Source organism: Saccharopolyspora hordei (assembly GCF_013410345.1).
In the GTDB taxonomy this organism is placed as follows: domain Bacteria; phylum Actinomycetota; class Actinomycetes; order Mycobacteriales; family Pseudonocardiaceae; genus Saccharopolyspora; species Saccharopolyspora hordei.
Genome location: NZ_JACCFJ010000001.1, coordinates 4,915,726 through 4,942,500 on the forward strand (window position 1 = coordinate 4,915,726; position 26,775 = coordinate 4,942,500).

Genomic DNA, 26,775 nt, shown 5'->3' on the forward strand with positions numbered 1-26,775 from the left:
CGGCAGCTTCAACGGAGGATGACCAGTGACAACCCCGAAACTCACGCTCACCGACACCGCGGTGACCAAGCTGGCCGTGGACGCGCTCATCGTCGGCACCGTGCAGGACGGCGACGGCCTGCAGCTCGCGCCCGGCACCGAGCAGGTCGCCGCGGCGTTCGACGGAGACCTGCGCCAGGTGCTGACCTCGCTGGGCGCCACCGGGAAGGGGGACGAGGTCGTCAAGCTGCCCGCCGGCGGGAAGTTCCGCGCCTCGGTCCTGGTCGCGACCGGACTGGGCAAGGTGGGCACCGACGGGCCGACCGGCGAGCAGGTGCGCCGCGCGTCCGGTGCGGCCGCCCGCGCGCTGACCGGTGTGGAGCGTGCCGCCACCACGCTGTCCGCTGTGGACCTGTCGGCCGCGGTGCAGGGCACCGTGCTGGGCGCGTACGCCTTCACCGGCTACAAGTCGAACTCCGGTGACGCCCCGGTGTCCGAAGTGGAGTTCGTGGTCGACGACGCCAAGGCGGACGCCAACGTGCACGCGCTCAAGGGCGCCACCGCGATCGGCGAGGCGGTCAACACCGCGCGCGACCTGATCAACACCCCGCCCAACGACCTGTACCCGGCGTCCTTCGCCGAGCGGGCCAGCGAGCTCGGCCGCTCCGTCGGCCTCGAGGTCGAGGTGCTCGACGACGCCGCGCTGCGCAAGCAGGGCTTCGGCGGCATCCTCGGCGTCGGCTCGGGCTCGTCCCGCCCGCCGCGGCTGGTGCGCCTGCGGCACAAGGGGCCGAAGGCCGCCAAGAAGGTCGCGCTGGTCGGCAAGGGCATCACCTTCGACACCGGCGGCATCTCGATCAAGCCGGGCCCCGGCATGGAGGAGATGACCTCGGACATGTCCGGTGCGGCGTCGGTGGTCGCCACCATGGTGCTGGCGGCCCGGCTGAACTACCCGCTGGACATCACCGCGACCGTGCCGATGGCCGAGAACATGCCCTCCGGCACCGCCTACCGCCCCGGCGACGTGCTGACCATGTACGGCGGCAAGACCGTCGAGGTGCTCAACACCGACGCCGAGGGCCGGCTGGTCCTGGTCGACGCGATCACCCGCGCGTGCGAGGACGAGCCGGACTACCTCATCGAGACGTCCACGCTGACCGGCGCGCAGGTCGTGGCGCTGGGCAAGCGCACGCCGGGCGTGATGGGCAGCGACGAGTTCCGCGACCGGGTGGCGCGGCTGTCGCAGGCCGTCGGTGAGGGCGGCTGGCCGATGCCGCTGCCCGAGGAGCTGCGCAGCGACCTGGACTCCAAGCTCGCCGACCTGGCCAACATCACCGGGCACCGCTGGGGCGGCATGCTCGCGGCGGGCGTCTTCCTCCGGGAGTTCGTGGCCGACGGCGTGGAGTGGGCGCACATCGACATCGCGGGTCCGGCGTACAACAGCTCCGGTCCGTGGGGCTACACCCCGAAGGGCGGCACCGGCGTCCCGGTCCGCACCCTGGCCGCGGTCCTCGCGGACATCGCCGACCACGGCTGACCTCCGCGGGGCGCTCCGGGTCCGCGCGGCGGCCCGGGGCGCCCGCCGGGAGGGGGGAGGCGTTCCCACCCGTGGCGCATTTGTGACGCGGAACGCACGGGGATCACCACGGCACCCCCGGTCGATGGAACGATGGGGTGATGACCGAATCGACACCGGCCTCGCCGAAGACGGCCCGGCACGGCTACCAGGTCGACGTGGTGTGGACCGGCAACACCGGCCAGGGCACCAGCTCCTACCGCAGCTACGAGCGCACCCATGAGGTGCGCGCGGACGGCAAGAGCGCCATCGACGCCTCCGCCGACCCGGTCTTCCTGGGCGACGCCGACCGCTACAACCCCGAGGAACTGCTGGTCGCCTCGCTGTCGCAGTGCCACATGCTGTGGTTCCTGCACCTGGCGGCGGACAGCGGCGTCGTGGTCACCGGCTACCACGACCAGGCCCGCGGCATCCTCACGGAGAACCCGGACGGCACCGGCCAGTTCGAGTCCGTCGAGCTCGCCCCGGCGGTCACGGTGGCCGACCGCGCCAGCGTCGACGTGGCCGAAGCGCTCCACGAACGCGCCCACGAGCTCTGCTACATCGCCAAGGCGGTGAACTTCCCGGTGCACTGCTCGCCGACCACGCGGATCGCGAACTGAGCGCGGTCAGCCCTCGTCGGCGGCGCGGCGCTGACGCTCCCGGAGGATGCGCTGGCGGGCCTGGTAGTCGCGCATGCGCTGCGGGTAGCCGACCTTGGCCACCTCGTAGAGCGGGATGCCGAGCTTGCGGGTCAGCCGGTGCGCCCCGGCCGGGCCGTCCACGCGGCGGCGGGTCCACTCACCGTCGTGCGCGATGAGCATCAGCGTCGTCTCGGTGACCGTGGTGCGCGGTTCCAGGTAGGCCTCGACCCCTCGGTGCTGCTGGGCCCAGGTGGTCAGGTGCTCGACGTCCGCCGAGGTCGCGCCGCGCACCTCACCGGCACGGCGCCTGCGGAACCGGTCGAAGAGGCCCACTGCGCTTCGCCTCCAGTCGACATCCGAACAGCAGCCTGCGACCGATGGTGCCATCACTGGTGTGGGGGACGTGTCAAATTCACCCGGGCTCCCCCGCGGCGCGATGCAGTGCAGATCACCCAGCCCACGTCGCGTCGGCGTGTCCCGTGGTGACAAGATGGCTCCCAGGTGCCCGTGACCGACCATCCGGTCCGGTGAAGCGCTGTCAGCGAGTCCACGATGCCTGTCGAGGAGTGCGAAGTGACCGACACGTCCGCCGATCTAGTCATTCTCGGTGGCGGTTCGGGCGGCTACGCCTGCGCCTTCCGCGCAGCCGAGCTAGGCCTGTCCGTCGTCCTGGTCGAAAAGGACAAGCTCGGTGGCACCTGCCTGCACCGAGGCTGCATCCCGACCAAGGCGCTGCTGCACGCCGCGGAGGTCGCCGACTCCGCGCGCGATGCCGACCAGTTCGGCGTGAAGACCGCCCTCGAGGGCATCGACATCGACGGCGTCAACAAGTACAAGGACGGCATCATCGCCGGCCTGTACAAGGGGCTGCAGGGCCTGGCCAAGGCGCACAAGGTGACCTTGGTCGAGGGCGCGGGCACCCTGGTCGACGCCAACACCGTCGAGGTGAACGGCACCCGCTACACCGGCAAGAACGTGGTGCTGGCCACCGGTTCCTACTCCAAGACGCTGCCCGGCCTGGAGCTGGGCGGGCGGATCATCACCAGCGAGCAGGCGCTCAACCTCGACTTCGTGCCGAAGAAGGTCGTGGTGCTGGGCGGCGGCGTGATCGGCGTGGAGTTCGCCAGCGTCTGGCGCTCCTTCGGCGCCGACGTGACCATCGTCGAGGCCCTGCCGCACCTGGTGCCCAACGAGGACGAGTTCGTCTCCAAGCGCCTGGAGCGGGCCTTCCGCAAGCGCGGCATCACCTTCAAGACCGGTGTGAAGTTCACCGGCGCCGAGCAGACCGACTCCGGGGTCACGGTCAGCCTGGAGAACGGCGACATCCTCGACGCCGACGTGCTGCTGGTCGCGGTCGGCCGCGGCCCGAACACCGCGGGCCACGGCTTCGAAGAGGCCGGGGTGCACCTGGAGCGCGGCTTCGTCCGCACCGACGAGCGCCTGCGCACCAACCTGCCGGGCGTCTACGCGGTCGGTGACATCGTGCCGGGCCTGCAGCTGGCGCACCGCGGCTTCCAGCAGGGCATCTTCATCGCCGAGGACATCGCCGGGCTCAACCCGCAGCCCATCGACGAGGCCGGCATCCCGCGCGTGACCTACTGCCACCCCGAGGTCGCCTCGGTGGGCCTGACCGAGGCCGCCGCCAAGGAGCAGTACGGCTCGGTGCAGACCTTCACCTACGACCTGGCCGGCAACGGCAAGAGCCAGATCCTCAAGACCCAAGGCGCGGTCAAGCTGGTCCGCGTGCCCGACGGCCCCGTCGTCGGCCTGCACCTGGTCGGCGACCGCGTCGGTGAGCTCATCGGCGAGGCGCAGCTGATCTACAACTGGGAAGCGCTGCCGGAGGACGTCGCTCCGCTGGTGCACGCCCACCCGACCCAGACCGAAGCCCTGGGCGAGGCGCACCTCGCCCTGGCCGGCAAGCCGCTGCACGTGCACGGCTGACGTCGGCTCCGCAGTCAGCCAGGCACCCCGCCACACCCACGAGGAGTCAGCAGAGAGATGGCCTTCTCCGTCCAGATGCCGGCGCTCGGCGAGAGCGTCTCCGAAGGCACGATCACCCGGTGGCTCAAGCAGGAGGGTGACACCGTCGAGGTCGACGAACCCCTGCTCGAGGTCTCCACCGACAAGGTCGACACCGAGATCCCGTCGCCCGCCGCAGGCGTGCTGCAGCGGATCATCGCCAAGGAGGACGACACGGTCGAGATCGGCGCCGAGCTCGCCGTGATCGGCGACGCCAGCGAGGCGTCGGCGCCCGCCCCGGCCGAGCAGCCCGCCCCGGCCGCCGAGGAACCGGCCCCCGCCGCCGAGCAGCCCGCCCCGGCCCAGCCCGCTCCGGCGCCCGCCGCCCCGGCCGGCGGCGCGCAGGGCACCGACGTGACCATGCCCGCGCTCGGTGAGAGCGTCACCGAGGGCACCATCACCCGGTGGCTCAAGCAGGTCGGCGACACCGTCGAGGTCGACGAACCCCTGCTCGAGGTCTCCACCGACAAGGTCGACACCGAGATCCCGTCCCCGGCGGCGGGCACCCTGCTGGAGATCGCGGCCAACGAGGACGACACCGTCGAGGTCGGCGCCAAGCTCGCCGTGATCGGCTCCGCGGAGGCGGCCCCGGCCGCGGCGCCGCAGCAGCCGGCCCCCGAGCCCCCGGCTCCGCAGGCCGCCGAGCCGCAGGCCCCGCAGGCGGCTGCTCCGTCGGCTCCGGCCGCGCCCGCGGCCCCGGCCCCGGCGCCCGCCGCTGCCCCGGCCCCGGCCGCTCCGGCGCAGACCGACGCGGCACCGTCCGGCACCACCCCGTACGTGACGCCGCTGGTGCGCAAGCTGGCCAACGAGCACGGCATCGACCTGTCCACCATCAAGGGCAGCGGTGTCGGCGGCCGGATCCGCAAGCAGGACGTGCAGGCCGCCATCGACGCCAAGAAGTCCGCGCCGGCCCCGGCCGAGCAGCCGGCTCCGTCGGCCGCCACGCCGAGCGCTCCGGCGGTGGAGCCGTCGGAGGAGGCCAAGGCGCTGCGCGGCACCACGCAGAAGATGTCGCGCCTGCGGCAGCTGCTGGCCAGCCGGATGGTGGAGTCGCTGCAGACCGCTGCGCAGCTGACCACGGTGATCGAGGTCGACGTGACCCGCATCGCCCGGCTGCGGGAGCGCGCCAAGGCCAGCTTCGAGGCGGCCGAGGGCGTCAAGCTGTCGTTCCTGCCGTTCTTCGCCAAGGCGACGGCCGAGGCGCTGAAGCTGCACCCGAAGCTGAACGCCTCGATCAACGACGAGACCAAGGAAGTCACCTACCACGGCGCCGAGCACCTCTCGATCGCCGTGGACACCGAGCGCGGTCTGGTCTCGCCGGTGATCCACGACGCCGGGGACCTCAACCTCGGCGGGCTGGCCCGCAAGATCGCCGACCTGGCGGCGCGGACCCGCAACAACAAGATCAAGCCCGACGAGCTGTCCGGTGGCACCTTCACCATCACCAACACCGGCAGCCGCGGCGCGCTGTTCGACACGCCGATCCTGAACCCGCCGCAGGTGGGCATGCTCGGCACCGGCGCGGTCGTCAAGCGCCCGGTCGTGGTCGCCGACGAGAACGGCGGCGACACCATCGCGATCCGCTCGATGGTGTACCTGGCGCTGTCCTACGACCACCGCCTGGTCGACGGTGCGGACGCCGCCCGCTTCCTGACCACGCTCAAGCAGCGGCTGGAGGAGGGCGCCTTCGAGGCCGACCTGGGTCTCTGACCCGACCAGCGAGGAACGGCCGCTCACCGCTCGCGGTGGGCGGCCGTTCGTCGTCCCGTGCCTGTCCCGGTCGGGGAGGTCGCTCCGGGCCGACCGGTGCGGCACGATGCGAGCATGCGGGTGGTGGTGGCCGGTTCGTCCGGTCTGATCGGCACGTCCCTGGTGGCCGGGTTGCGCGCGGCCGAGCACGAGGTGGTCCGGCTGGTGCGGCGGAGCCCGGCCGCGCCGGACGAGCGGGGGTGGGACCCCGAGGCCGGGTGGTTGGACGCCGACGCGCTGGACGGCGCGGACGCGGTGGTGAACCTCTGCGGCGCGGGCGTCGGCGACGCGCGGTGGACCCCGGAGCGCAAGCGGCTGCTGGTGCGCTCGCGGGTCCGCCCGACCGAGGTGCTGGCCCGGGCGGTGGCCGAGGCCGGGGTCCCGGTGCTCGCCAACGGCTCGGCGGTCGGCTACTACGGCGACACCGGTTCGCAGCCGGTGACCGAGGCGGCCCCGCCGGGTGAGGACTTCCTGGCCGACCTGTGCCGGCGCTGGGAGGCCGCGACCGCGCCCGCAGCGGAGGCGGGTGCCCGGGTGGTGCTGCTGCGCACCGGCTTGGTGGTGGCCCCGTCGGGCGGGCTGCTCGGCCGGCTCCGCCCGCTGTTCCGGCTGCTCCTGGGCGGGCGGTTGGGCGACGGCACGCAGTACGTGCCGTGGATCTCGCTGGACGACGAGGTGGCGGCGATCCGGTTCGTGCTGGAGCACCCCGAGGTCTCCGGCCCGGTGAACCTCACCGGACCCGACCCGGTGACCAACGCGGAGTTCACCAAGGCGCTCGGCGAGGCGCTGGGCCGCCCCGCGCCGTGGGTCGTGCCGGCCTTCGCGCTGCGCCTCGCGCTCGGCGAGCTGGCCGACCAGGTGCTGGCCGGGCAGCGCGCGGTGCCCACGGTCCTGGAGTCGCACGGGTTCTCCTTCCAGCACCCGGCGATCGGCGCGGCCCTGGCCGCCGCAGTCGGGTGAGGACGTGGTGCACCCCGCAGTCGCGGCTGCTTCGGCCGCGGCGGACGCAGGCGTAGCCTGACCCGCGTGAGTCGTGCGAATTCTTCGTGCCGCGCCTCTTCGGACCCCGTTGACGTGCGCTACCTGGGAACCATCGATTACCTCTCCGCCTGGGACCTGCAGCGGGAGCTGGCGTCCGGGCGGGCCGAGGGGCGGAACCCGGACACCATGCTGCTGCTGGAGCACCCCTCGGTCTACACGGCGGGCAAGCGCACCGCCCCGGAGGACCGGCCCACCGACGGCACCCCGGTCATCGACGTCGACCGCGGCGGCAAGATCACCTGGCACGGCCCGGGGCAGATCGTCGGCTACCCGATCGTCGAGCTGACCGACCCGATCGACGTGGTCGACTACGTGCGCCGGATCGAGCAGGGCTTGATCTGGGTGTGCGACCAGTTCGGGCTGGAGGCCGGCCGCGTCGAGGGCCGCAGCGGGGTGTGGCTGCCCGCCGCCGACGGCCGCCCGGAGCGCAAGATCGCCGCGATCGGCATCCGCGTGCAGCGCGGCATCACGATGCACGGGCTGGAGCTGAACTGCAACGCCGACCTGCGCGAGTTCGACCGGATCGTGCCGTGCGGCATCAGCGACGCGGGCACCACCTCGCTGTCCGCCGAGCTCGGCCGGGACGTGCCGACCTCCGAGGCGTTCCCGCTGGTCGAGCGGGGCGTGCTGGACGCGCTGGACGGCCGGCTGCCGGTCACCGAGCGGAACATCCCGCGCTCGGAGGCCAGCGCGGCCGGGGTGACGCTCGCGCTGGACCCCAGCTTGCGCTGACGACCGCCTGACAACAGAGCTCCACTTCTCTAGAATTCCGTAATTACGGAACTACTGGAGGAGTGGAGCATGCTGCTGTCCCGACGACACCTGCTCGCTGCCGCAGCGGCGACGACCCCGCTGCTGCTCGCGCCCCGCGCACTCGCCCAGCCCGCACCGCCGGACCTGGCGACCGCGGAGGGCTGGCTGGACTGGATCAGCGCGCACCGCGACGGGCTCGGCCTCGTCCTGGACGACGGCCGCGGCCACCGCCTGGTGCACCGCCCGCACGCCGCCCAGCCGCTCGCCTCCGCGGTCAAGGTCGTCCACCTCGCCGCCTACTCCACCGCGGTCGCCGAGGGACGGCTGGACCCGCAGGAGCAGGTCCGCGTCGGCGACTGGGAGCGCTTCTACGTGCCCACCGACGGGTTGGCGCACGTCCACGCCCTCGAGCACCTGGGCGTCGGCCTCGACGCGACCGGCCTGCGCGCCGCCGACCCCGAGCACCGGGTGCGGCTGGACGACATGGTCGCGGTGATGGTGCTGTTCAGCGACAGCGCGGTCCCGGACTACCTGCGTGAGCGGCTCGGCGAGGACGCGCTGCACGCGGCGGCGGCCGCGGGCGGCTGGCACCGGCCCGACCTCCGCTCGATGTGCGCGGAGTACCTGTTCGTGCTGCCGGAGTTCGCCCCGCCCGCCCACCTGCCGACACCCGCCCGCCGCGCCTGGGGCCACCGGCTGGAACGCCGGTTCAGCACCGACGCCCGGCTGCGCGACCGCGTGCTGGACCGGCTCCTGCAGGGCGGGCTCCCTCCCTACGAGCAGCAGGTGGCCTGGGCCGACCGGACGATGTCGGCGACCGCCGCCCAGCTCGCCGCGCTGCACCGCGCGATCGCCACCGACGAGTTCCCGCCCGAGGCGGCGGCGGTGGCGCGCCCGCACCTGGAGCGACCGCTCAGCGGTCACCTGCCGCCGGGCGTGGTGGGGATCGGCGTGAAGGGCGGCAGCCTGCCCGGTGTCCTGACCTGCGGGCTCACCGTCCGCCGCGCCGACGGGACCACCGCGTCCGGGGCGCTGCTCGCGCACGGCGGCATCTCCCCGGAGCAGCTCACCAGCGGCGACCCCGGTCTCCCGCTGCTGCTGGCGGCGGAGCGACCGGACTGGCGGGACCGGCTCGCACGGGCGCTGGCGGGCTGAGAGAAGCTCGTCCCGTGGACTCGGAGGACGTGCAGCAGCGGATCGAAGCGCTGGAACGCCGCGTCGCGGCGCTGGAGGGCGCGCAACGCGCCGAACCGGTCGAGCCCAGCGGCGGGGTCGTGCAGTACCAGGGCAAGCTCGTCGAACCGGCCGAGCTGGAGTGGCAGATCCAGGTCGACCCGGCGGGGGTCCTCGCCCTGCCGGACGGCCCGCGCACCGACGTGCTCGCCGCGCTGGGCCACCCGGCGCGGGCCGCGATCGTGCGGCTGCTCGCCGGGTCCGGCCCCCAGCACACCGCGGCGCTGCAGGAGGCGGCGGGGCTGAGCTCCACCGGCCAGCTCTACCACCACCTCAAGAGCCTGACCGGCTGCGGGCTCGTCGAGCAGGACGGGCGCGGCACCTACCGGCTCCGCGCCCAGGCCACGATCCCCGCGCTGGTCCTGCTCACCGCGGCCGCCGACGTCGCCGGGCAGCTCCGCCCCTGACGCGGCGCACGGCCCGCCGGTCGCCGACGGGCCGTGCCGCGCTCAGAGCTGGCGCGCGACCTCGTCGGCGACCAGGTCCAGGTGGTCCAGGTCGGAGAGGTCCAGCACCTGCAGGTACAGCCGGCTGATGCCGGTGCGCTCGCGCCAGGTGCCGATCTTGTCGACCGCCTCGGCCGGGCTGCCGGCCAACCCGTTGAGCCGCACCTCGTCGACCTCGCGGCCGATGGCCTCGGCGCGGCGGGCGATCTCCTTCTCGTCCCTGCCGACGCACAGCACCAGCGCCGCCGAGCGCACGATCTCTCCGGGGTCGCGCCCGATGGCCTCGCACGCCGCGTCGACCCGCTCGAACTGCGCGGCGGCCGTGTCGACGTCGACGAACGGCAGGTTGAACTCGTCGGCGAAGCGCGCGGCCAGGGCCGGCGTGCGCTTCTTGCCCATCCCGCCGATCAGCACCGGCGGCCGCGGCTGCTGCACCGGCTTGGGCAGCGCGGGCGACTCGGACAGCTGGTAGTGCTCGCCGTCGAACCGGAACGTCTCGCCGGGCGGCGTGGCCCAGAGCCCGGTGATGATCTCGAGCTGTTCCGCGTAGCGGTCGAACCGCTCCCCCAGTGAGGGGAACGGGATGCCGTAGGCGGTGTGCTCCTCCTGGTACCACCCGCTGCCGATGCCGAACTCGACGCGGCCGCCGGACATCTGGTCCACCTGCGCCACGGCGATCGCCAGCGGGCCGGGCAGCCGGAAGGTGGCCGCGGTCATCAGCGTGCCCAGCCGCAGCCGGGTGGTCTCCCGGGCCAGGCCGGCCAGCGTCACCCAGGCGTCGGTCGGGCCGGGTTCGCCGGTCACCTCACCCATCTTGAGGTAGTGGTCGGAGCGGAAGAACGCGTCGAAGCCGGTCGCTTCCGCGTGCTTGGCGACCCGCAGCAGGTCGTCGTAGGTCGCCCCCTGCTGGGGCTCGGTGAAGATCCGCAACGTGAAGTTCTCGGTCACGGTTCCCGAGGCTAGTGAAGCGGCCGCGGACTCGCCGCCCGCTCCGCTCAGCGCGGCCGCAGTCCCTCCAGGACCCGCCGCACGCAGGCCTCGACCTCCACCTTCGCCTGCTGCGGCGAGTCCGAGCCGGCGATGGCGGTGGCGCCCGCCGACAGCGCGCCGAACACCACGCGGGCCAGCGCGTCCACCGGCAGCGGGTCGATCGACCCCGACTCGACCAGCCCGGCGACCACGGTCCGGACCACCCCGAAGGTGTAGGACTCCTCGGCCGCCCGCCAGCGCTCCCAGCCCATCACCGCGGGCCCGTCCTGGACGACGATGCGCTGGTAGGACGGCTCCAGGCAGACCTCCAGGAAGGCGCTCAGCCCGGAACGGGTGGCCTGCCACTGGTCCCCGGCCCCGGACAGCACCTCGGCCAGCCGCGCGACGACGCCGGTCTCCACCGCGTCGAAGGCCGCTTCGAACAGCGCCTGCTTGCCGCCGAAGTGGTGGTAGAGCGCGCCCTTGGTCACCCGAGCGCGCTTGGCGATCTCCTCCAGCGAGGTGCCCGCGTAGCCGTGCTCGGTGAACAGCTCAACGGCGGAGTCCACCAGCGCCTTGCGGGTGGTCTCCGAGTACTCCACACGTCGCGGTCGAGCTGTTGCCATGGGCACAACACTAAGACATACCGACGGTACGGAGGCGTGGTACCCTGGGTACACCGACATACTCTCGGTATGCCGCACACCCAGGGTAGGAGAGCGAACATGGGTTGGAACGACTTCCGCCAGCGGCAGCACGCGATCGCCACCGTCCTGGACAACGCCCGCCGCGACCCGAGCGGAGCGCTCGACGAGGTCCCCGCGCCCTTCACCGACACCACCGAGCTGCTGCGCGCTCTGCAGTGCAAGTGGACGCAGCAGCTCATCGGCCGGATCGAGGTCGCGCTCGCCGAGACCGCCGACGCCGCGCACGGCGACCGGATCCAGGCGGTCACCGAGGCCTGGCGGCGCACCGCAGCGGCGAACCCGGAACTGCGGGAGCTGCTCGACCGGCACCAGGCGGACCCGGCGCTGCGCAGCGCCGTCGCGCGCGAGCACCGCATGCTCGCGCTGGCCACCGGCCTGGCCGAGCACGACGAGCCGGAGTCGGAGGTCGCCCGCGTCGGCCAGGCCTTCCTCCAGCTGGTCCGCGCCACACCGAGCAAGCCCCGCAGGCCCCGCCTGCTGTCGTTGCGCTGATCAGCACGAGCGCGGCTGGGGCCGCGCCAGCGCTGCGGTCGCCTGGGCCGGCCGCAGGTCCGGCACCGGTAGCCGGACGGCGTGCGCGGCAGTGAGCTCGCGTCGCGCGCGCACCGACGCCGACCACGCCGGGACCATCGCCGACGGCTCGACGGAGTCCCGCCGGACCAGCTCCACCGGCCAGGGCAGCACGCGGCAGAGCCGGAGCAGGACGACGAACGGCAGCAGCACGAGCTGCGCCGCCAGTTCCAGCGTCGCGCCGGCGGACAGGACCGCGGACCAGAGCAGGAACGGGACCACGATGATCGCGGAGATCGGGTCGTCCCCGACCCCGCTGGGCAGGCTGTCCAGCGCGGCCTCGAACGACATCCTCCGCCGCCACAGGAACCAGCGCCGCCGCCCGTAGGGGCTCAGCCGCTTCTCGACCAGCCGCCAGCGTCGCGGGGAGACCGCCACCGGGGTGAGCTCCGCGCGCTCCTCCGCCAGCAGCTCCGCCACGCCGTCGAGGCCACCCCGGCGCTCCAGGTGCTCGCGCAGCGCGCGGCGCACGCGACGGGCGGCGGCGAAGCTGCTCACGCGCACGACCCCGACGCGGCACCCGTGGGCGCTCACCTCCACCCGCCAGCTCCCCTCGAGCGCCCGGACGAGCAGCACGAACGGCATCAGCGCGAGCACGAGGAGCAGTTCCAGCCAGCACCCGAGCAGCACCACGCCGAGCAGCGGGAACCAGGCGAGCCGCAGCGCCACCGAGACCGGTCCTTCGCTCAGCCGCGGCCACCGGTCGCCCGCCAGGCGCAGGCGCAGCACACGGGACCACGGAGCCCACCGGACGTGCACGCTCCACGACATCGCCACCACGGGAGCAGTATCCCTGCCCAAGATCACCAGCCCCTCTGGAACAGCGAACCTACCCGGAGTAAGTTCCAGGCATGACGAGGTGGACCGCAGCCGACATCCCCGACCAGACCGGGCGGACCGTGCTGATCACGGGCGCCAACTCGGGCCTGGGACTCCGCAGCGCACAGGCCCTCGCCGAACGCGGCGCCCACGTGCTCATCGCCTGCCGCGACGCCGAGAAGGGCCGCGCCGCGCTCGCCGAGGTCTCCCGCACCGCGACCACGGCACCCGAGCTCGTCGAGCTGGACCTCGCCGACCTCGCCTCGGTGCGCCGGGCCGCCGAGGAGGTCCGCACGCGCACCGACGGCCTGGACGTCCTGATGAACAACGCCGGGGTGATGGCCACGCCCCACCGCCGCACGCGGGACGGCTTCGAGCTGCAGATCGGCACCAACCACTTCGGGCACGCCGCGCTGACCTGGCTGCTCCTGCCGGCGCTGCGCGCCGGCGCGCGCGTGGTGACGGTGTCGAGCCTCGCCCACCGCGGCGGCGGACTGGACCTCGACGACCTCCACTTCACCCGCCGCCGCTACACCCCGACCCGGGCCTACAGCCAGTCGAAGCTGGCCAACCTGCTGTTCATGCTGTGGCTCGACCGGGAGGCGCAGCGCGCCGGGCGCGACCTGGTCAGCGTCGCCGCGCACCCGGGCGTGGCCGGCACGGAGCTGACCCGCAACACCGCCCGGACGTACGCGCTGCCCGGTCCGGTGCGCGACGCCGTCGGTGCCGTCACCCGGCTGTTCACCCAGCCCGCCGAGCGGGGCGCGCTGCCGCAGCTCTTCGCCGCCACCGCACGGGGCGTCCGCGGCGGCGACTACTTCGGCCCCAGCCGGCTCGGGGAGATGCGCGGGCACCCGAGCCGCGTCCGCCCGAGCCGGGCCGCGCAGGACGCCCGCACCGCCGAGCGGCTGTGGGAGGTCACCATCGAGCAGACCGGCATCGCGCCGGACTGGTCGTGACCCAGCTCACCAGCGGATTCTCCACCCGGAGCGAGATGACCACGCCAGCCCCGGAGGCGTAGCCTGGGGCGCGTGACTGTGGCGCCGGAGGGTCGCAAGCTGCTGCGGTTGGAGGCCCGCAACAGCCAGACCCCGATCGAGAAGAAGCCGTCGTGGATCAAGACCCGCGCGCGGATGGGGCCCGAGTACCAGGAGCTCAAGGGCCTGGTCCGCCGCGAGGGGCTGCACACCGTCTGCGAGGAGGCGGGCTGCCCCAACATCTTCGAGTGCTGGGAGGACCGCGAAGCGACGTTCCTCATCGGCGGGGACCAGTGCACCCGCCGCTGCGACTTCTGCCAGATCGACACCGGCAAGCCTGCCGCGCTGGACGTCGAGGAGCCGCGCCGGGTCGCCGAGTCGGTGCAGGCCATGGGCCTGCGCTACTCGACCGTCACCGGTGTCGCCCGTGACGACCTGCCCGACGGTGGGGCGTGGCTGTACGCCGAGACGGTGCGGCAGATCCACGAGCTCAACCCGGGCACGGGTGTGGAGCTGCTGATCCCGGACTTCAACGCCGACCCGGACCAGCTGGCCGAGGTCTTCAGCTCCCGCCCGGAGGTGCTCGCGCACAACCTGGAGACCGTGCCGCGCGTGTTCCGCCGGATCCGGCCGGGCTTCCGCTACGAGCGGTCGCTGAAGGTCATCAGCGAGGCGCGGGACGCGGGTCTGGTGACCAAGTCGAACCTCATCCTCGGCATGGGCGAGACCCCGGAGGAGGTGCGGCCGGCGCTGCAGGACCTGCGCGACGCCGGCTGCGACATCATCACCATCACCCAGTACCTGCGCCCCAGCCCGCGGCACCACCCGGTGGACCGGTGGGTCAAGCCGGAGGAGTTCGTCGAGCACACCAAGGCGGCCGAGGAGATCGGCTTCCCCGGCGTGATGGCCGGACCGCTGGTGCGCTCCAGCTACCGCGCGGGTCGGCTGTACGCGAAGGCGACCGTGCACCGCGGCATGCCCCTCCCGGAGAACCTGGCCCACCTGGCCAAGGAGGGCACCGCGGCCCAGGAGGCCACCAGCCTCCTCTCCCGCTGACGCGACCCGCCTCCGACGCCAGGCGCGAGCACGTCGATCCGGCGTGCACGCGCCTGGCGCTCGGCGCATCCGGGACCGTGTCTGCACCCGCCGCGGCCAGCGCCGTATCCTGGAACCCATGGCCAAGGAGGACAAGGCCGCCAAGAAAGCGGCGGCCAAAGAACGGCGCAAGGCATCTCAGGGACGCTTCAAGCAGATCCTCGAGGTGTTCACCATGCAGCGCCGGGAGGACAAGCTCCTCCTCCCGCTGATGCTCGGCGTGTTCCTCGGCGTGACCGCCGTGGTCTTCCTGCTGGGCATGATCTGGGGGCTGCACTGGGTGTTCCTCCCGGTGGGGCTGGCCTTCGGGCTGCTGGGCGCGGTGATCCTCTTCGGCCGCCGCGTGCAGGCGAGCGTCTTCCGCAAGGCCGAGGGCCAACCGGGTGCGGCCGGGTGGGCGCTGGACAACCTGCGCGGGCGCTGGGTGCTGAACCAGGCCGTCGCCGGCACCGCCCAGCTCGACGCCGTGCACCGGCTGATCGGCCGCCCCGGCATCGTGCTGGTGGGCGAGGGTGCCCCGCACCGGGTCAAGCAGCTGATGTCGCAGGAGAAGAAGCGCGTCGCCCGGCTCGTCGGCGAGACCCCGATCTACGAGATCGTGGTGGGCAACGAGGAGGGCCAGGTCCCGCTGTCCAAGCTGCAGCAGCGCATCATGAAGCTGCCGCGCAACATCGGCCCGGCGCAGATCGACTCGCTGGAGAACCGGCTCGCGGCGCTGGCCAACCGCAACAGCGCGATGCCGAAGGGCCCGATCCCGCAGGGCGCCCGGATGCGCAACGTCCAGCGCGCGGTGCGCCGAGCGCGCTGACCCGGACGAGAGAGCGGGCCCGGGGACGCACCCCGGGCCCGCTCTGCTTCGTCGGCCCGCTCAGCGGCGCAGCACGATGGTGCCGGTGAGGCGGTCGTGCCAGGAGCGGTTGTCGAAGTTCCACACCACGGCGGGGATGATCAACGCGGTCAGCACGCAGCGCACCAAGGCGCGCCACGGCCCCACCATGGTGGCGCCGTCGACGCGCGCCACCCAGATCCCCAGCGCCACCATGCCCGGCGTGGCGCCGAAGAAGCTCACCGGGATCACCGTGATGGCCGCCCAGGCCACCAGGCTCCAGTTCTCCGGGTAGTCCGGCATGGTGAACAGCGCGGCGACCAGCGCGGCCAGCACGATGTCGATGAGGAACGCGCCCAGACGCCTGCCCGCCGGCGCCGCCGAACCGGGTCCGCGCTCGGGCAACCCCAGGTTCTGCCCGCGCCACTGGGGTCGTTCTTCGTTCGCCTGCTCGCGCAGGTTGTTCAGCGCGGCCCGTGGGCCGTCCAGCCAGCTTCCGACTCTTCGCACGTCAACCAGGGTACGTCGCGGTCTCGCTGATACCCTCGGAGCACCACGATGGGCCGCTGAGCGCAACCTCAACCACCCGATCGGGTCGTCGTTAACGCCTGCGAAACATTCGGGTAGCGACGGGGCAACACCGCCGACATACCGTGAGACTCGAGCCGGCGGCGGACGTGCGACGTGGCGTCGGTGAGCTGTACGAGTGCTGAAGGAGCCACCGAGCTTGTTCAAGAATCCTGACGAGGTCCTGCGCTTCATCGCTGACGAAGGCGTGAAGTTCGTCGATGTCCGGTTCTGCGACCTGCCGGGCGTGATGCAGCACTTCACCGTGCCCGCCGCGGCGTTCGACGAGGACGCCTTCACCGAGGGGCTGGCCTTCGACGGCTCGTCCGTGCGTGGCTTCCAGTCCATCCACGAGTCGGACATGCTGCTGCTGCCCGACCCGTACACCGCGCGGATCGACCCCTTCCGGGCCGAGAAGACGCTCATCCTGAACTTCTTCGTGCACGACCCGTTCACGCTGGAGCCCTACAGCCGTGACCCGCGCAACATCGCGCGCAAGGCGGAGGAGTACCTCAAGGAGTCGGGCATCGCCGACACCGCGTTCTTCGGGGCCGAGGCCGAGTTCTACATCTTCGACTCGGTCAAGTTCGGCGAGGCCCCGAACAAGACCTTCGCCGAGGTCGACTCGATCGAGGGCTGGTGGAACACCGGCCGCGACGAGGAGGGCGGCAACCGCGGCTACAAGACCCGCATGAAGGGCGGGTACTTCCCGGTCTCGCCGTACGACCACTTCGCGGACCTGCGCGACCAGATGGTCACCCAGCTGATCAACTCCGGCTTCACCATCGAGCGGGCGCACCACGAGGTCGGCACCGGTGGCCAGGCCGAGATCAACTACAAGTTCAACACCCTGCTGCACGCCGCCGACGACCTGCAGCTGTTCAAGTACATCATCAAGAACACCGCGTGGCAGAACGGCAAGACCGTGACGTTCATGCCCAAGCCGCTGTTCGGTGACAACGGCTCCGGCATGCACAGCCACATGTCGCTGTGGAAGGACGGCAGCCCGCTGTTCTACGACGAGTCCGGCTACGCCGGCCTGTCGGACATGGCGCGCCACTACATCGGCGGCATCCTGCACCACGCGCCGAGCCTGCTGGCCTTCACCAACCCGACGGTGAACTCCTACCACCGCCTGGTGCCGGGCTTCGAGGCTCCGGTGAACCTGGTGTACTCGCAGCGCAACCGGTCGGCCTGCATGCGCATCCCGATCACCGGTGCGAACCCGAAGGCCAAGCGCGTCGAGTTCCGCTGCCCGGACCCGTCCGGCAACCCGTACCTGGCGTTCGCCGCGATGATGATGGCCGGTCTGGACGGCATCAAGAACAAGATCGAGCCGGCCGACCCGATCGACAAGGACCTCTACGAGCTGCCGCCGGAAGAGGCCAAGAACGTGCCGACCGTGCCGGACAGCCTGGCCAAGGTCATCGACAACCTGGAAGCCGACCACGACTTCCTGCTCGAGGGCGGCGTGTTCACGCCGGACCTGGTCGAGACCTGGATCAACCTGAAGCACGAGAACGAGATCGACCCGATCCGCCTGCGGCCGCACCCGCACGAGTTCTCGCTGTACTTCGACGTGTGACGGTCCGCCGTTGACGAGCGGGGCGGGGACTCCGGTCCCCGCCCCGCTCCGCGTCGTGGGTCAGATCCCCCGCCAGGGGGTGAGCGCCGCGCCGGGCACGCCGGGCCGGAAGCGCAGCAGCGCCCCCGCGCAGGGGTCCTCGAGGAACGCCAGCTCGTCGTAGCCGTAGCAGGCGGAGGTCACGTACATCTCCTCCAGCCGGGGCCCGCCGAAGGCGAGGCTGGTGATCCTGCGGGTCGGCGCCCACAGGACGGTCTCGAGGTCCCCGGTGGGCGCGTAGCGGTGGATCCGCCCGGTCCAGTGCATCGCGACCCACACGCAGCCCTCGGCGTCCACCGCGATGCCCTCGGGGTCGCCCTCCGCCTCACCGCACACCACCCACTGCCGCCCCGCGGTCGCCAGCGCCCGCTCCGGGTCGTAGTCGTAGACCGAGATGGTGCGCGCGTCGACCAGGTACATCCGGCTGCCGTCCGGGCTCCAGGCCACGCCACCGGCCGCGGTCACCCCGTCGACCAGCAACCGCGCCCGGTCCCCGTCCAGCACGTACAGCCCGCTGGCCTGCAGCTCGCGCGAGTAGGTCTGGGTGCCGGCCACGAACCGGCCCACCGGGTCGCAGGCGCCGATGCCCGTGCGGTCGCCGTTGCGCACCTGGACCACCGGCTCCAGGGCCGCGCGCGCGAGGTGCACGCGGGCGAACCCGCGCCCCGCGGCGGCGATCAGCTGCCCGTGCCGCGTCGCACCCAGCGCCGTCACCGGCTCCGGCAGCACCCGGACCTCGTCCGCGCCGGAATCCCGGTGGTAGGTGTGCAGCTCCCGGCGCAGCGGGTCCACCCAGTGCACGCTGTTGAGCGCGGGCATCCACAGCGGGCTCGCCCCGCACAGCGCCTGCCTGTCGACGAGCACCTCGAAGTCCTCGGACATCGGCAGTCCCCTGTTCGCCGCCGTCGCTTCCCCTGCACGCAGAGTACTGACGATCACCGCGACGCGGGACCGCCGACCGGGTCCGCGCAGGGACCACCCGTTGCGCGCTGTCCGACCGCGTCCCGTCACGCTCCCCGCCGGGCACCCTGCGGCGGCGCGGTCATCCCCTGCGCGCGGTGCCGATGAGGGTGCCGACGTGGTCGGGTTCGGGGGCCGGCTCGACCCAGACGCGCACGTCGGTGAAGCCGTGCTCGGTGAGCAGGTCGGCCCAGGTGCCGGGTTCGTGGGCCCACCGGTGGATCCACACCTGGCGGCCGGTGAAGCCGTCGCCGCACATGCCCTGGACCCCGTGGGAGCCGGGGACGGCGGGGGCGTGGGAGAACGCCCGCCGGGCGCCACGCGGGCGCGCACCAGCGGCAGCAGGCGGCGGGGGTCGGTGAACCACAGCGCGCCCCTGACCGTGCACGACGTGCGCACCCGGCAGCCCGCCCCAGGTCCGGAGGGCGAGGCGGTGGTGCTCGCCGGAGAGGTCGACGCCGGTGGCGTCGACGCCCTGGGCGGCCAGCGCCGCGACCGCGTCGCCGCGCCCCGAACCGAGCTCCAGCGCCGACCGCGGGCCCCCGAGCGGTTCGGCCCCGGGACCGCGCCCGTCGTACTGGGTCCAGCCGAAGGCCTCGTGCGACACGCGGTCGCCGTCCCGGCGGGCGTCGCGGTCCCAGTAGCCGACGACGTCGTCGATGTCCGTGGACGCCATGACCGGGCCCGCTGCCGCGAGTCCGCCCCGTCACCACGGGAGCGCCGAAACCGGTTGCGGCGCAGCGTCTCCCGCGAACCGGCGCCTGGCTCCGCCGCTCCCCCCAACGACCTTCGGCCCAGTCTGCGCCGAACGTGCCTCACTCCCCGTAGAACACGCGCTCCACGACGGCGCGGGCGTGCCGGGTGACGCGGAGGTAGTCGTCGACGACCTCCCCGGTGTCCACCTCCGCCGGGTAGCCCAGCGCGGCGGCCACCGCGTTCAACTCCCGCGACTGCCGGGGCAGCTGGTCCCCCGGCTTGCCGCGGACCAGCATCACCGCGTTGCGCACCCGCATCGCCAGCGTCCAGGCCTGCGCCAGCTGGTCGGCGTCCTCGGCGTCGAGCAGCCCGGCGTCCGTGGCGGCCCGCAGCCCGTCCAGCGTCGACGTCGTGCGCAGCCCGGGGTGCTCGTGCGCGTGCTGCAGCTGCAGCAGCTGCAACGTCCACTCCACGTCCGCGAGGCCACCGCGACCGAGCTTGGTGTGCGTGGCCGGGTCGGCGCCGCGGGGCAGCCGCTCGGAATCGACCCGCGCCTTGATCCGGCGGATCTCCCGGGCCTTGGCCTCGTCCAGCCCGCCCTCCGGGTACCGGACCGGGTCGATGGCCCGGCAGAACCGCTCCCCCAGTTCCCGGTCGCCGGCGACGTGCCGCGCCCGCAGCAGCGCCTGCGCCTCCCACACCTCGCCCCACCGCCGGTAGTACGACAGGTAGGAGTCCAGCGTGCGCACCAGCGGTCCCTGGCGGCCCTCCGGCCGCAGGTCGATGTCGACCTCCAGCGGCGGGTCCTGGCTCGGCGCGCCCAGCAACCGCCGCACCTGCTCCACCACCGCCGTCGCGAACCGCACCGCGGCCGCGTCGTCCGAGCCCTCCACCGGCTCGCACACGAACATCACGTCCGCGTCGGACCCGTAGCCGAGCTCGGCACCGCCCAGGCGCCCCATCCCGATCACCGCGATCCGTGCCGGGGGCTCGCCGGTCGTCCGGGCGGTGTCCCGGACCGACACGTCCAGGGCCGACTCCAGCACCGCGACCCAGATGTTCGACAGCGCCTGGAACACCGTGGTCGGCTCCACCAGGCCGAGCAGGTCACCGCACGCGATGCGCAGCAGCTCGTGCCGCCGCAGCGAGCGGGCCGCCGCGACGGCGCGCGCCGGCTCCGAGTACCGCGCCACGGTGCTGCGCAACGACACCGACGCCTCCATCGGGTCGCGCTCGGCCAGTGCGGGCGTGTCGGACAGCAGCCGCAGCACCTCCGGCGCCCGCACCAGCAGCTCCGGGACCAGCTTCGAGGTGCCGAGCAACTGCGCCAGCCGCTCCGCCACCACCCCCTCGTCCCGCAACAACCGCAGGTACCACGGGGTTTCGGCCAACGCCTCGGACACCTTGCGGTACGCGAGCAGCCCGCCGTCCGGGTCGGGCGTGTTCGCCAACAGGTCCAGCAGCATCGGCAACAGCGTGCCCTGGATGCTGGCCCGCCGGGACACACCGGAGGTCAATGCACCGATGTGGCGCAACGCCCCCTCCGGCGAGGTGTAGCCGAGCGCGGCGAGGCGTTCCACGGCCGCGGACGTGGTCAGGCGCAGCGCCGCGGTGGGCACCTTCGCGACCGCCTCCAGCAGCGGGCGGTAGAACAGCTTCTCGTGCAGTCGGCGGACCCGGTTGCTGTGCCGTCGGAACTCCGACACCAGCACCTGCGCCGCGGTGCTCCGGCCGCTGGCGCGCAGCCCGACGGCCCGGGACAGCACGTTCAGCGCTTCGGCGTCGTCGAAGGCCGGGAACAGGTGGGTGCGGCGCAGTTGCCGCAGCTGCAGCCGGTGCTCGAGCGTGCGCAGGAACCGGTAGGAGTCCACCAGGTCCGCCGCGTCGCTGCGGGCCACGTACCCGCCCTCCCCCAGGGCACGCAGAGCGTCCAACGTGGACGTGAGCCGGAGCGAGGTGTCGCTGCGGCCGTGGACCATCTGCAGCAGCTGCACCGCGAACTCCACGTCGCGCAGACCGCCGCGCCCCAGTTTCAGCTCCCGCTCGGAGATCTCGGACGGGACGTGGTCCTCGACCCGGCGCCGCATCGACCGCACGTCGGCGACGAAGCCCTCGCGCTCCGCCGCCGTCCACACCAGCGGCTGCACCGCGGCGAGGTAGTCGGCCCCGAGCGCGGCGTCCCCGGCGACCGGCCTGGCCTTGAGCAGGGCCTGGAACTCCCACGTGCGCGCCCAGCGGCGGTAGTAGCTGAGGTGGCCGTCGAGGGTGCGCACCAGCGCACCCGACTTGCCCTCCGGGCGCAGCGCCGCGTCCACCTCGAAGAACGCGGAGCCGGCCACGCGCATCACCAGGCTGGCCAGCCGGGTCGCGGTGGGGATGTCCGACTCCTGGTCGGCGACGAACACGACGTCGACATCGCTGACGTAGTTCAGCTCCCGGCCGCCGCACTTGCCCATCGCGATCACCGCGAGCCGCGGCACCTCGTCCACACCGGACTGCTGCAGCTCGGCGACCGCGACGGACAACGCCGCCCGCAGCGCCGCGACCGCGGCATCGGACAACGTCGCGGCCACCTCCTCGTAGGGCACGCTCGGCAGCGACGGGTCGACGACGGGGGCCATGTCCTGCCCGGCGACGTCCATGAGCAGACCGCGGTAGGCCCGGCGCAGCGCGCTGACCGCCTCGGACCCGCGCAGTGCCGCGACGGGCCCGCCCGGCGTTCCCGGGGCGCCGTCGCCGTCGGCGCCCACCGCGGCCAGGAGCACCGACGTCCGTTCTTCCAGCGTGCTCGGTGGGGTCACGCCCGAGCGCAGCCGCTGCCACTCCTCCGGGTGCGCCGCGAGGTGGTCGGCGAACGCGGTGGAGCTGCCGAGCACGCCGAGGAGCCGCGCGCGCAGTTCCCGGTCGTCCGCCAGTGCCTGCGCGAGCTCCGCCCAGCCGGCCTCGTCGGCGTCCTGGATGCGGTCCAGGGAATGCAGCGCCAGGTCGGGGTCCGGAGTGCGCGACAGCGCGGTCACGATCGGCTCGGCTGCCCCCGGACCGCGGTCCGACCACCACCCGGCACGTCTCAGCTGGGCCTCAGCACGTGGCGCGTCGGTGAACCCATAGCGAGCGGGAGACGGCACCGAACCCGAGCGCGACGAGTTGCTGTTGGCCATTGCTCGACAGTAGTCCGAGCCGCGCGCCGACGCGGACCCGATCTGATGAGGATCACGCCAACGGCAGGAACCTGCTGGCCCGACGGTCTTCCGGCGGTGTGCCCACGAACCGCACGAAGCGTTCCACCACCGGTTGCCAGGTCTCGGCCAGGTCCGCGTGGAACTCGTCGAGGTGCTCCGGATCGAGCTGGCCCGGCCGTGCAGCGGCCGCCACGTCCGGCGCGATGTCGGCCCACCGCAGCACCAGGTCGGTCGTGGTCTCGATGTGGAACTGCATGCCGTAGGCGCAGTCGCCGACGCGGAACAACTGGTTCTCGCACTTCGGGGAGGAGGCCAGCAGCTGTGCCGACGGCGGCAGGACCGCCACCTCGTCGGAGTGGAACTGCAGGACGTCGGGGGTCAGCGGGACCGGGCCGAACAGCGGGTCTTCCGCCGCCACGTCCCGCTTCGCGACGAGCAGCGTGCCGGCCTCCGGCCCCTTGCGCGCGGCCCGCACCTGTCCGCCGGTCGCAGCTGCGAGCAGTTGGGCGCCCAAGCACACCGCCAACACCGGAAGCCGCTCGCTCACCGCCTTGCTGAGCAGCGCCCGGACGTCGGCGAGCCAGGGGTGCGTGGCGTCGTCGTAGGCACCCATCTCACCGCCCAGCACGACCATCCCCTGGTGCGCGCTGAAGTCCGCGGGCAACGCCTGCTCGGACGGCAGCACCACGTCGACCTCGGCACCTGCAGCCACCAGCCACTCGCCGAGCGGCCCCGGAGGGTCCGACTGCGACGGCTGCACGACGAGGATCCGCACACCACCCATGCGGCCAGCCTACGACGCCACAGCCCGGGACCCCAGCCCGGCTGATCTTCCTCGAACGCGGAACCGACCACCGCCCGGCATCACACTGTCCGCCGGCGCGACCACGGACCAGGCAGGCACACACAAAACGGGCACAAAAAAAGGGGGAGGCCTTCGGCGTGTGTGTGGATCAACGAAAAAGGCTCTCTCCTTCCCGACCGCAATCCGTCAGGAAGGAGAGAGCCTTCTCTCCAAGTAATGTGTCGGCGGTGTCTTACTCTCCCACACCCTACCGAGTGCAGTACCATCAGCGCTGGGGAGCTTAGCTACCGGGTTCGGAATGGGACCGGGCGGACCCTCCCCGCTATCGCCACCGACAACCCTCACACCCCACACCCACGTGCGGGGAAACCTCAGGGTCACCAACAACAAACCATGTTCGGTTATCAAGCAGGGCACCTGGTTGCTGTCCCAGACACCGTATAGTGAGTGCGCAACATCTTCATGTAACAAGTCCTCGGCCTATCAGCACCAGTCAACTCCACACATTACTGTGCTTCCATCTCTGGCCTGTCAACCCAATCATCTCTTGGGGGCCTTACCCCTATCACAGGGTGGGAGACCTCATCTAGGAACAGGCTTCCCGCTTAGATGCTTTCAGCGGTTATCCCTCCCGAACATAGCCAACCAGCCACGCCCTTGGCAGAACGACTGGCACACCAGAGGTTCGTCCATCCCGGTCCTCTCGTACTAGGGACAGCCTTCCGCAAGTCTCCTACGCGCGCGGCGGATAGGGACCGAACTGTCTCACGACGTTCTAAACCCAGCTCGCGTGCCGCTTTAATGGGCGAACAGCCCAACCCTTGGGACCAACTCCAGCCCCAGGATGCGACGAGCCGACATCGAGGTGCCAAACCATGCCGTCGATATGGACTCTTGGGCAAGATCAGCCTGTTATCCCCGGGGTACCTTTTATCCGTTGAGCGACACCGCTTCCACCAGCCAGTGCCGGATCACTAGTCCCTGCTTTCGCACCTGCTCGACCCGTCAGTCTCACAGTCAAGCTCCCTTATACACTTACACTCAACACCTGATTGCCAACCAGGCTGAGGGAACCTTTGGGCGCCTCCGTTACCCTTTAGGAGGCAACCGCCCCAGTTAAACTACCCACCAGGCACTGTCCCCGATCCGGATCACGGACCCGAGTTAGATGCCCAGAACGACCAGAGTGGTATTTCACCAACGACTCCACCCCAACTAGCGTCAGAGCTTCACAGTCTCCCACCTATCCTACACAAGCCGAACCAAACACCAATACCAAGCTGTAGTAAAGGTCCCGGGGTCTTTCCGTCCTGCCGCGCGAAACGAGCATCTTTACTCGTACTGCAATTTCACCGGGCCTGTGGTCGAGACAGCGGAGAAGTCGTTACGCCATTCGTGCAGGTCGGAACTTACCCGACAAGGAATTTCGCTACCTTAGGATGGTTATAGTTACCACCGCCGTTTACTGGCGCTTAAATTCTCCGCTACACCCCAAAAGGGGTTCACGGGTCCTCTTAACGTTCCAGCACCGGGCAGGCGTCAGTCCATATACATCGCCTTACAGCTTCGCATGGACCTGTGTTTTTAGTAAACAGTCGCTTCTCCCTGGCCTCTGCGACCACCACCAGCTCCCCCAGCACGTGGGATCACCAGCAGTGGCCCCCCTTCTCCCAAAGTTACGGGGGCAATTTGCCGAATTCCTTAACCACAGTTCACCCGACCGCCTCGGTATTCTCTACCTGACCACCTGTGTCGGTTTCGGGTACGGGCCGTGCACACACTCGCTAGAGGCTTTTCTCGGCAGCATGGGATCACTCACTTCACCACAACGGCTACGCATCACCCCTCACCCACACGGCATGCGGATTTCCCTACACACCGGGCTACAGGCTTACACCAGTACAACCACTCACTGGCAGAGCTACCCTCCTGCGTCACCCCATCACTTAACTACTACCCCATCAGGTCCCATGCACCCGGAAACATCATCCGAAGAATCAGCAACCAAGCGGATGGTTAGTCTCAAGGGATTCGTTATGGACGCATGCGCACGGGTACGGGAATATCAACCCGTTATCCATCGACTACGCCTGTCGGCCTCGCCTTAGGCCCCGACTCACCCTGGGCGGACGAACCTTCCCCAGGAACCCTTGGTCATCCGGCGGAAGAGATTCTCACTCTTCACTCGCTACTCATGCCTGCATTCTCACTCCCACACACTCCACCACCGGTTCACACCATGGCTTCACCGCATGCAGGACGCTCCCCTACCCAACAACACCAAACAGTGCTCTTGGCATGGCTTCGGCGGTACGCTTCAGCCCCGCTACATTGTCGGCGCAGGACCACTTGACCAGTGAGCTATTACGCACTCTTTCAAGGATGGCTGCTTCTAAGCCAACCTCCTGGTTGTCTCAGCGATCCCACATCCTTTCCCACTAAGCGCACACTTAGGGGCCTTAGCCGATGCTCTGGGCTGTTTCCCTCTCGACGATGAAGCTTCTCCCCCACCGTCTCACTGCCACGCTCAAACTCAAGCGTATTCGGAGTTTGGCTGATCTCAGTAACCCGCGAAGGCCCATCAACCAACCAGTGCTCTACCCCACCCAAGCAGAAAACGTGACGCTGCACCTAAATGCATTTCGGGGAGAACCAGCTATCACGGAGTTTGATTGGCCTTTCACCCCTACCCACAACTCATCCCCCAGGTTTTCAACCCTGGTGGGTTCGGGCCTCCACACGGTCTTACCCGCGCTTCACCCTGGCCATGGGTAGATCACCCCGCTTCGGGTCTACACCACGCGACTCAACGCCCTCTTCAGACTCGCTTTCGCTCCGGCTACCCCACAACAGGTTAACCTCGCCACGCAGCAGTAACTCGCAGGCTCATTCTTCAAAAGGCACGCCATCACCCACAAAAGGCTCTGACGGATTGCAGGCACACGGTTTCAGGAACTCTTTCACTCCCCTCCCGGGGTACTTTTCACCATTCCCTCACGGTACTCATCCACTATCGGTCACCAGGAAGTATTTAGGCTTAGCGAGTGGTCCCGCCAGATTCACAGCGCCCTCCACGGAAACGCTGCTACTCGGGAACACCACCACACACCCACCACGCATTTTCGCCTACGGGACTCTCACCCACTCCGGTCAGGCATCCCAACCTGTTCGACTAACACGCAGCAACAGTGCTGGCGGGCTGGTAGACCCACCCAGCAGTGCCCCACAACCCCGCACACGCAACCCCTACCAGGTATCCCACGCGCACGGTTTAGCCTCCTCCGCTTTCGCTCGCCACTACTCACGGAATCACCAGTGTTTTCTCTTCCTACGGGTACTAAGATGTTTCACTTCCCCGCGTTCCCCCCAACACCCTATACATTCAGGCGCTGGTAACCCGACATCACTCGGGCTGGGTTACCCCATTCGGACACCCTCGGATCACAGCTCGGTTGACAACTCCCCGAGGACTATCGCGGCCTCCCACGTCCTTCATCGGCCCCTGGTGCCCAGGCATCCACCATGTGCCCTACACAACTTGAAACACAAAGATGCTCGC

22 protein-coding genes and 2 rRNA genes are annotated in these 26,775 nt (G+C 71.0%); 13 read left to right on the top strand and 11 right to left on the bottom strand.

What is annotated here, in order from left to right; translation table 11 throughout:
- Positions 1-25: 25 nt before the first annotated feature.
- On the top strand, positions 26-1,516 hold the full coding sequence (locus HNR68_RS22530) for a leucyl aminopeptidase (RefSeq protein ID WP_179723742.1): 1,491 nt from the start codon (positions 26-28) through the stop codon (positions 1,514-1,516).
- Between the two features lie 140 nt (positions 1,517-1,656).
- A complete protein-coding gene (locus tag HNR68_RS22535) occupies positions 1,657-2,157 on the top strand; it encodes an OsmC family protein (RefSeq protein ID WP_179723743.1) in 501 nt (166 codons plus the stop codon).
- Between the two features lie 6 nt (positions 2,158-2,163).
- Here HNR68_RS22535 and HNR68_RS22540 read toward each other — a convergent pair whose 3' ends face one another.
- Positions 2,164-2,511, bottom strand: a complete 348-nt coding sequence (locus HNR68_RS22540; RefSeq protein ID WP_179723744.1) for an oxidoreductase — start codon at positions 2,509-2,511, stop codon at positions 2,164-2,166.
- A gap of 240 nt (positions 2,512-2,751) precedes the next feature.
- On the opposite strand from HNR68_RS22540, the gene lpdA reads away from it, so the two are divergent.
- The 6 genes from lpdA (at position 2,752) to HNR68_RS22570 (ending at position 9,383) form a co-directional block, all read left to right on the top strand.
- Entirely contained in the window at positions 2,752-4,122 is a 1,371-nt protein-coding gene (lpdA, locus tag HNR68_RS22545) for a dihydrolipoyl dehydrogenase (protein ID WP_179723745.1), read from the top strand.
- Positions 4,123-4,179: 57 nt separating this feature from the next.
- Complete coding sequence (gene sucB, locus HNR68_RS22550) at positions 4,180-5,910, top strand: 2-oxoglutarate dehydrogenase, E2 component, dihydrolipoamide succinyltransferase (RefSeq protein ID WP_179723746.1); 1,731 nt, start codon at positions 4,180-4,182, stop codon at positions 5,908-5,910.
- 114 nt (positions 5,911-6,024) lie between these two features.
- Positions 6,025-6,909 carry a TIGR01777 family oxidoreductase gene (locus tag HNR68_RS22555; RefSeq protein ID WP_179723747.1) on the top strand — a complete coding sequence of 295 codons (885 nt, stop codon included), beginning with the start codon at positions 6,025-6,027 and terminating at the stop codon, positions 6,907-6,909.
- Between the two features lie 66 nt (positions 6,910-6,975).
- Positions 6,976-7,722: a lipoyl(octanoyl) transferase LipB gene (gene lipB / locus HNR68_RS22560; RefSeq protein ID WP_179723748.1), complete on the top strand. Its 747-nt coding sequence runs from the start codon at positions 6,976-6,978 to the stop codon at positions 7,720-7,722.
- Positions 7,723-7,791: 69 nt separating this feature from the next.
- Entirely contained in the window at positions 7,792-8,898 is a 1,107-nt protein-coding gene (locus tag HNR68_RS22565) for a serine hydrolase (RefSeq protein ID WP_179723749.1), read from the top strand.
- A gap of 14 nt (positions 8,899-8,912) precedes the next feature.
- Complete coding sequence (locus HNR68_RS22570; RefSeq protein WP_179723750.1) at positions 8,913-9,383, top strand: helix-turn-helix domain-containing protein; 471 nt, start codon at positions 8,913-8,915, stop codon at positions 9,381-9,383.
- A gap of 42 nt (positions 9,384-9,425) precedes the next feature.
- Here HNR68_RS22570 and HNR68_RS22575 read toward each other — a convergent pair whose 3' ends face one another.
- Entirely contained in the window at positions 9,426-10,370 is a 945-nt protein-coding gene (locus HNR68_RS22575) for a TIGR03560 family F420-dependent LLM class oxidoreductase (protein WP_179723751.1), read from the bottom strand.
- A gap of 47 nt (positions 10,371-10,417) precedes the next feature.
- On the bottom strand, positions 10,418-11,017 hold the full coding sequence (locus HNR68_RS22580) for a TetR/AcrR family transcriptional regulator (protein WP_179723752.1): 600 nt from the start codon (positions 11,015-11,017) through the stop codon (positions 10,418-10,420).
- A gap of 99 nt (positions 11,018-11,116) precedes the next feature.
- Between HNR68_RS22580 and HNR68_RS22585 the strand changes: the two genes are divergently transcribed.
- Complete coding sequence (locus HNR68_RS22585) at positions 11,117-11,590, top strand: hypothetical protein (protein WP_179723753.1); 474 nt, start codon at positions 11,117-11,119, stop codon at positions 11,588-11,590.
- Here HNR68_RS22585 and HNR68_RS22590 read toward each other — a convergent pair whose 3' ends face one another.
- Positions 11,591-12,439, bottom strand: coding sequence for a hypothetical protein (locus HNR68_RS22590; protein WP_179723754.1), 849 nt, complete (start codon positions 12,437-12,439; stop codon positions 11,591-11,593).
- An 80-nt stretch (positions 12,440-12,519) separates the two neighbouring features.
- On the opposite strand from HNR68_RS22590, the gene HNR68_RS22595 reads away from it, so the two are divergent.
- From HNR68_RS22595 to HNR68_RS22605, 3 genes are all read left to right on the top strand, one after another.
- Positions 12,520-13,446, top strand: a complete 927-nt coding sequence (locus HNR68_RS22595) for an oxidoreductase (RefSeq protein ID WP_179723755.1) — start codon at positions 12,520-12,522, stop codon at positions 13,444-13,446.
- Positions 13,447-13,518: 72 nt separating this feature from the next.
- Positions 13,519-14,520: a lipoyl synthase gene (gene lipA / locus HNR68_RS22600; protein WP_179723756.1), complete on the top strand. Its 1,002-nt coding sequence runs from the start codon at positions 13,519-13,521 to the stop codon at positions 14,518-14,520.
- Positions 14,521-14,638: 118 nt separating this feature from the next.
- Entirely contained in the window at positions 14,639-15,367 is a 729-nt protein-coding gene (locus tag HNR68_RS22605) for a DUF4191 domain-containing protein (protein WP_179723757.1), read from the top strand.
- 60 nt (positions 15,368-15,427) lie between these two features.
- Here HNR68_RS22605 and HNR68_RS22610 read toward each other — a convergent pair whose 3' ends face one another.
- On the bottom strand, positions 15,428-15,895 hold the full coding sequence (locus HNR68_RS22610; RefSeq protein ID WP_343050336.1) for an RDD family protein: 468 nt from the start codon (positions 15,893-15,895) through the stop codon (positions 15,428-15,430).
- Positions 15,896-16,112: 217 nt separating this feature from the next.
- Between HNR68_RS22610 and glnA the strand changes: the two genes are divergently transcribed.
- On the top strand, positions 16,113-17,537 hold the full coding sequence (glnA, locus tag HNR68_RS22615) for a type I glutamate--ammonia ligase (protein WP_179723758.1): 1,425 nt from the start codon (positions 16,113-16,115) through the stop codon (positions 17,535-17,537).
- Positions 17,538-17,597: 60 nt separating this feature from the next.
- Here glnA and HNR68_RS22620 read toward each other — a convergent pair whose 3' ends face one another.
- The 6 genes from HNR68_RS22620 to HNR68_RS22645 form a co-directional block, all read right to left on the bottom strand.
- Positions 17,598-18,458, bottom strand: coding sequence for an SMP-30/gluconolactonase/LRE family protein (locus HNR68_RS22620; RefSeq protein WP_179723759.1), 861 nt, complete (start codon positions 18,456-18,458; stop codon positions 17,598-17,600).
- A 160-nt stretch (positions 18,459-18,618) separates the two neighbouring features.
- Positions 18,619-19,212, bottom strand: a complete 594-nt coding sequence (locus HNR68_RS22625; protein WP_218888396.1) for a class I SAM-dependent methyltransferase — start codon at positions 19,210-19,212, stop codon at positions 18,619-18,621.
- A gap of 139 nt (positions 19,213-19,351) precedes the next feature.
- Entirely contained in the window at positions 19,352-22,390 is a 3,039-nt protein-coding gene (locus HNR68_RS22630) for a bifunctional [glutamine synthetase] adenylyltransferase/[glutamine synthetase]-adenylyl-L-tyrosine phosphorylase (RefSeq protein WP_179723760.1), read from the bottom strand.
- 52 nt (positions 22,391-22,442) lie between these two features.
- Positions 22,443-23,195, bottom strand: coding sequence for a type 1 glutamine amidotransferase (locus HNR68_RS22635; RefSeq protein ID WP_179723761.1), 753 nt, complete (start codon positions 23,193-23,195; stop codon positions 22,443-22,445).
- A 240-nt stretch (positions 23,196-23,435) separates the two neighbouring features.
- A 5S ribosomal RNA gene (gene rrf / locus HNR68_RS22640) occupies positions 23,436-23,552 on the bottom strand.
- A gap of 127 nt (positions 23,553-23,679) precedes the next feature.
- Positions 23,680-26,760, bottom strand: a 23S ribosomal RNA gene (locus tag HNR68_RS22645).
- Positions 26,761-26,775: the final 15 nt, after the last annotated feature.